5 protein-coding genes are annotated in these 6,107 nt (G+C 59.5%); 4 read left to right on the top strand and 1 reads right to left on the bottom strand.

Translation table 11 applies throughout. The features are described 5' to 3' along the window. The first annotated feature begins 48 nt into the window (after window positions 1–48). The 4 genes from FEV51_RS11715 (at window position 49) to FEV51_RS11730 (ending at window position 5,750) form a co-directional block, all read left to right on the top strand. A complete protein-coding gene (locus FEV51_RS11715) occupies window positions 49–843 on the top strand; it encodes an N-formylglutamate amidohydrolase (RefSeq protein WP_138619141.1) in 795 nt (264 codons plus the stop codon). Further along, window positions 840–2,705 carry a flavohemoglobin expression-modulating QEGLA motif protein gene (locus tag FEV51_RS11720; protein WP_171033126.1) on the top strand — a complete coding sequence of 622 codons (1,866 nt, stop codon included), beginning with the start codon at window positions 840–842 and terminating at the stop codon, window positions 2,703–2,705. The genes FEV51_RS11715 and FEV51_RS11720 overlap by 4 nt, the downstream gene beginning before the upstream one ends. A gap of 16 nt (window positions 2,706–2,721) precedes the next feature. Further along, window positions 2,722–3,768 carry a glutathione synthetase gene (locus FEV51_RS11725; RefSeq protein ID WP_138619145.1) on the top strand — a complete coding sequence of 349 codons (1,047 nt, stop codon included), beginning with the start codon at window positions 2,722–2,724 and terminating at the stop codon, window positions 3,766–3,768. 116 nt (window positions 3,769–3,884) lie between these two features. Continuing rightward, the gene (locus tag FEV51_RS11730; protein WP_138619146.1) at window positions 3,885–5,750 is read left to right on the top strand and encodes an ABC-F family ATP-binding cassette domain-containing protein; all 1,866 of its coding nucleotides are present in this window, start codon (window positions 3,885–3,887) and stop codon (window positions 5,748–5,750) included. A 96-nt stretch (window positions 5,751–5,846) separates the two neighbouring features. Here FEV51_RS11730 and FEV51_RS11735 read toward each other — a convergent pair. Beyond that, the coding region (locus tag FEV51_RS11735; protein ID WP_138615238.1) for an IS3 family transposase at window positions 5,847–6,107 on the bottom strand (261 nt) is incomplete at its 5' end.

Here is a 6,107-nt window from a genome sequence, read left to right on the forward strand (position 1 = left end):
GCGAAACATTCCGGACTTCCGTACGTTAGCCTACGGAGGACTTTCCAGATGACAGAATTCAATTCAAGCGAGGCATGGTGGCGAACCCAGCGCGGGGCCGGACCGATCATCGCAACCGCGATCCATGACGGCCACACGCTACGCAGCGAAGTGGCCGAAGCCATGGCGCTTTCGGAAGAAGGCCGGTTGCGCGAAGAAGACCCCTTCACCGGTCAGGCGGTCGCATCGAACCCCACCCATGTGATCGGTATTCGCTCACGCTTCGAATTCGATCTCAATCGCGGCGAGGAAAATGCGGTCTATCGCACGCCCGAGCATAGCTGGGGTCTGAAGGTTTGGCACAAAGAGCCCGCTGACGATCTGGTCGAACGGTCTTTGGATATCCACCGCGCTTTTTACCGCATGATGGGCAGTCTGCTGGACGATGTGGCGCGCGATCACCCGCGCTTTGTGCTGCTTGACGTGCACAGTTACAACCACCGCCGCGACGGACCTGATGGCCCGCCGACCAGCCCCGAAGATGCCCCTGAAATCAATATCGGCACATCATCGATGCCGCGCGAATTCTGGGCGCCGGTGCTTGAGCCGGTGATGGAGGCCATGCGCAATTTCGACTTCAATGGCCGCCGCCTCGATGTGCGGGAAAACATCGCCTTTCAGGGCAAGGGTGCGCTGACCAAATTCGTACACGACAATTACCCCGAAACCGGCTGCGCAATCGCGATCGAATTCAAGAAATTCTATATGGATGAGTGGACCGGAGAGCCGAACAAGCAGGACCTTGGCGCGATGCGCGGCCTAATCGAATGCGCGGCGGCAGCGGCGGAGAAAGCGCTCAAATGACCGCTGCCCAGTCCAAACTTCGCGCGGTCAAACCGTACCAGGATTATACTTTCAGCGCCAGCGGTTCGTTGCGACAGGATTTAAGCAATGGCGGCCGGGTTCATGTGGACCGGCCCTTGCCGTTCCTGATCGTCAATCGTTTTGACGAGGACAATTCTGCCAGCCTGTCACACCGCGTCGCAACCACCAGTCCGGCCTATGTCGTCTGGCCCGCCGCATCGGACAATGCCGAGGGGGTCGCTGCCACCAAGGCAGTGCTGGCGCAAAACAACCGCTCTTTCGCCAGTAATCTGGTCATTTCAGTTTACGATCTGCCCGCACCTGAGGCCAGCGCCGAAGACACACCAAGCCTGCCCGAATTCCGCGCGGTGATCGGCACTGACGGCACATCGGGCGGCAAAGCCGCGGCGCGTATGCTGGAACGGGCGCTGTGCGATATCGATGTCGATATGCGGCATTGCCAGGTCGACCGCACGAGCGATTGGGCGCTCGAACCCAGTCTGGCGCAGGCGCTGTCCGATTGCGGCTGCGCCCACGTTTCGCTTGGCCTGCCGCAGGTGCATTTTCAGTCGGATGGCAAATCGATTTACCCACTGCTGTTCCACGATTTGGCGGTCGGCGTATTCGATGCCCTGCTGAAGTCGGCTTATCGCTTCATCGAAAGCGAAGAGCTGGCTTGCCCTGTCCATCACCGCGCCTTGGGCCGGCGCACCTTCCTTGATGCAGCCAGCAAGGTCGACGCTGCGATTGACCGGATCTGCGGCCAGTTCGACTTCCTCATGGGCGTGTCCCCCATCAACAGCGAACAGGCCTTTGCTGATTTCCAGGAAAGCGGCGGGCAGTACGCCCCGACTTTCCGTTATCGCCCGCTCAGCGTCGATCCCGATCAGGCCAAGCGAGAGCTGTACTCCATCGATTTTCGCGCCATCGAAGACCCTGTTTTGGAAACGCTGTTCTCCGAGAAGCGGCATGAGCTAGACCACCAGCTCACCATGCTGGACACACGCAATACGCCGCGTTTCCGCTTCGCCTCGCTGATGCTGTATGAAACCGTCGACAGCGAATTGCGTGATGCCGCCAAAAGCATTCTGGCCGCCCCCAAACGCAAGGCGAAAGGTGACCGGTCAAAGGCCGATTGTCACGAAATCGCCGATGCTGCGCGGCGGCTGGTCTCCCGTTATCACCAACAGGACGAATGCTTCGACGCCAAAGTCGAAATTCGCGACGATCTGTCGCCGGGAATGATGGTATCGGGCAGTCGGCTTTATATCGGCTCATCGACAATGGCACCGCGCAACCGCATCGAACCGTTGTTGCACCACGAAGTCAGCATCCACTTGCTGACATATTTCAATGGCGAGAGTCACGATCTGGAAATCTTCAAGAACGGCCTCGCCGGATATGAAGGTATTCAGGAGGGGCTGGCCGTATTTGCCGAATGGGCGGTTGGCGGGCTGACCAATTCACGGCTGCGTCTGCTGGCGGGGCGAGTATTGGGCGTCGATGCGATGATCGATGGTGCCAGTTTCGTAGAGGTTTACCGAATGTTGCATGATCAGCTTGGGTTCAGCGAGCGTGGTGCATTCAGCATCACCGCCCGGATCTTCCGCTCTGGAGGACTTGCCAAGGACGCGATATATCTGCGCGGCTTCAAGTTGGTGCTCGATATTCTGGTCCAGGGCGGGGATTTGACACCCTTCTGGTACGGCAAGATCGCCAAACGCCATGTCGGCGTGGTGCAAGACCTCGCCGCGCGCGGTCTGCTCAAAGAACCGCGCCTGCGCCCTGAATTTCTAAACGTTAAAGCTTCCCAAGACCGGATTGCCGCATTCCGTGACAATCCTGATTTCTCCACCCTCTGACTATTGGAAACAAGCCATGCGGTTCGCATTTTTCGTCAATGACTTGGCTACCGAATATCCCAATTACGCAACTACCGTGCTGGCCCATGCGGCCGCAGTACGCGGGCACGAGGTGTGCTATGTCACGCCATCGGGCTTCGTTCTGTCAGCTGATGACAGCCTGGCGGTGCACGGCCATTTCGTGCCGAAAAAGAAGTACGGCACCCATCTGGAATTCTTCGAAGCGCTGAAAAAGGTCGGCAAGAAGGCCAAGAAGATGGACGTGTCGGAAATCGACGTCCTGATGCTGCGCAATGATCCGTCGACCGATGCGCAAACCACGCCTTGGGCCGAAGACATCGGCATCCTGTTCGGCCGCGAGGCCGCTCGTCGCGGCGTGCTGGTCCTCAACGATCCCGATGCGCTGGGCCGCGCTATCAACAAGCTGTATTTCCAGTCATTCCCGGCCGAAGTGCGCGCCGAAACGATGATCACCAAGAACGCCAATGACGTGAAGGAATTCGCCGAGGCGCATGGCGGGAATATCATCCTCAAGCCATTGCAGGGCTCCGGCGGATCGGGCGTGTTCAAGGTCGATTCGAAAAGCGGATCGAACCTCAACCAGATCATCGAAGCGATTGACCGTGATGGTTACATCATCGCGCAATCCTATGTGAAAGCCGCCTCCAAGGGCGACATTCGCATGTTTATGATGAATGGCTGGCCGCTGAAGATCGGTGACAAATATTGCGCAATGCGCCGCGTCGCTTCCGAAGATGACATCCGCAGTAACATCCATGCCGGCGGCAAGGCCGAAGCGGTCGAGATTACCGATGTCGAACTCAAGGTGGCCGAATTGATCCGGCCTCGCCTGATTGCAGACGGGATGTTCTTGGTCGGTGTCGACATTGTGGGCGACAAGATTCTGGAAGTGAACGTGTTTTCCCCGGGCAATCTCAACACCTGCAACAAGATGGCAGGCGTCAACTTTGCGGTTCCGATCATCGAATCGATCGAACGCAAGATTGAAATCCGCGACGAAAATCTTGTCGGCTTCCCTAACAAGACGCTCGCAACCATGTAATTCGATTGCACTCTGACACGACGGCACGCCCGTTCACATTGTGAACGCGGCGTGCCGTCGTGTCTGGCTCAGATGCCCGCTTGGGAAGTTCCGGGAGTGCTGCTAGGGGCGCGTGCATGCTTACAATTGACGGTATCACTGTGCGGCTTGGCGGCCGGACCATCCTTGATCATGCGAGTGCCGCGATCCCGCATCGCGGGAAGGTCGGACTGATCGGCCGCAATGGCGCGGGCAAATCCACACTGATGAAGGTGCTGATCGGCGAACTGGACCCGGACGAGGGCCAGGTCGAAAAGCCGCGCCGCACACGGATCGGCTATATTGCGCAGGAAGCGCCCGCCGGATCAACAACGCCCGAAGAGGCGGTGCTGGCGGCGGACACTGAACGCAGCGCGCTGCTGGAAGAGGCAGAGACCTGCACCGACCCGCACCGGCTGGGCGATGTGCACGAACGACTGCTGGCGATAGATGCTTATAGCGCCCCATCGCGCGCGGCGCGCATCCTGATCGGGTTGGGCTTTGACGAGGATATGCAACGCCAGCCGCTCGACAGTTTTTCCGGCGGGTGGCGAATGCGTGTGGCGCTGGCCGCGCTGCTGTTTTCCGAACCCGATATTCTGCTGCTGGATGAGCCATCGAACCATCTCGATCTTGAAGCGACGCTGTGGCTGGAGAATTTCCTCAAATCCTATCCCGCCACGCTGCTGGTCATCAGCCATGAACGTGATCTGCTGAACAAGGTTGTCGACCACATTCTGCACCTGCAGGGCGGCAAGATCACGCTGTATTCGGGCGGCTATGACGCGTTTGAGCGGCAGCGGGCGGAGCGCGCCGCGCAACTGGCTTCTGCCAAGGCGTCCCAAGATGCGCAGCGCGCGCGGTTGGAGGATTACGTCGCCCGCAACAGCGCCCGCGCATCAACCGCCAAACAGGCGCAGTCGCGCGCCAAGATGCTTGCGCGGATGCAGCCGATTGCCGCACTGATGGAGGACCCTTCGCTCAGCTTCGGATTTCCCGACCCCAGCGAATTGCGACCGCCGCTGATCTCGCTTGATTTCGCAGCTGTTGGCTACACCGCCGACACGCCCGTGCTGCGCCGCATCAATCTGCGGATCGACCCCGATGACCGGATCGCGCTGCTGGGCCGAAACGGCAATGGCAAGACCACGCTGGCTCGGCTGCTGGCCGCCCAGTTGGAGCCGATGGACGGCTCCATGAACGCCTCCGCCAAGATGAAGGTCGGCTATTTCACCCAGTATCAGGTCGAGGAGCTGGCGAGCGAGGCAACTCCGCTGGAGCTGATGACACGCGCCATGCCCGACGCCTCGCCCGGCGCAGTACGCGCGCAATTGGGCCGTTTTGGCTTTTCCGGCAACCGCGCGATGGGCGTGGTCGGGCTGCTGTCAGGCGGCGAGCGCGCACGGCTGGCGCTGGCGCTGGTAACGCGCCACGCGCCGCATCTGCTGATTTTGGACGAGCCGACCAACCACCTCGACGTCGATGCACGCGAGGCGCTGGTCCAGGCGCTCAATGATTACACCGGCGCAGTGATCCTGATCAGCCATGACCGCCACATGGTGGAATTGACCGCCGACCGGCTGGTGCTGGTCGATGATGGCACCGCGACCAATTACGACGGCAGCATGGAAGATTATATCGACTTCGTGCTGGGCCGGAACCAGCCCAAGAAGAAGGGCGAGGGAAAGCCTGCCAAAACCGGCGGCAAATCATCAGCCAAAACCCGCGCGCGGGGACGCCAGCTTAAATCGCAAGTCGCCCGCGCAGAAAAAGACATGGCCAAGTTGCAGGCGCAGTGCAGCCAGATCGACCAGGCGATGTACGAACCCGCCAAAGCGGCGAGCGAACTGGCAGACAAGACTATGAGCGAACTGCTGTCCCAGCGCGCGCAGATTGCAGAAAAGCTATCAGCAGCAGAGGCGGAATGGCTGGCGCTAAGCGAAAAGCTGGAGCAGCCGGGATAAGATACAGCACCGGACGGCGCTGGCAAGCAACTCCTGCCGCTATCTTTATCCAATCTTGATGGACTTGTAACGGTTTTGTGCCGGTCACTGATCTCATTATGCCACTTTGGCTTCGAATGCGAGCGGGCTGATGCCGCCCAGATATGAATGGCGGCGGCGGGTATTGTAGAACCCGTTGATGTACTGGAAGATGGCGGCCTCGGCTTGTCGCCGTGTTGGCCAGCTCTGCCGCCAGATTAGTTCCGCCTTCAGGCTTTTGAAGAATGTCTCGACAGAGGCGTTATCATAGCAATTACCCTTGCCGCTCATCGATGGCCGCAGGCCGTAAGCCTGCAGCATCTTTTGATAATCGTAGGA

The sequence above is a fragment of the Qipengyuania marisflavi genome (assembly GCF_005884405.1).
Lineage (GTDB): Bacteria > Pseudomonadota > Alphaproteobacteria > Sphingomonadales > Sphingomonadaceae > Qipengyuania > Qipengyuania marisflavi.

Coding starts and splice junctions, on each gene's coding strand:
- FEV51_RS11715 (WP_138619141.1), top strand. CDS start 49: ATGACAGAATTCAATTCAAGCGAGGCATGGTGGCGAACCCAGCGCGGG.
- FEV51_RS11720 (WP_171033126.1), top strand. CDS start 840: ATGACCGCTGCCCAGTCCAAACTTCGCGCGGTCAAACCGTACCAGGAT.
- FEV51_RS11725 (WP_138619145.1), top strand. CDS start 2,722: ATGCGGTTCGCATTTTTCGTCAATGACTTGGCTACCGAATATCCCAAT.
- FEV51_RS11730 (WP_138619146.1), top strand. CDS start 3,885: ATGCTTACAATTGACGGTATCACTGTGCGGCTTGGCGGCCGGACCATC.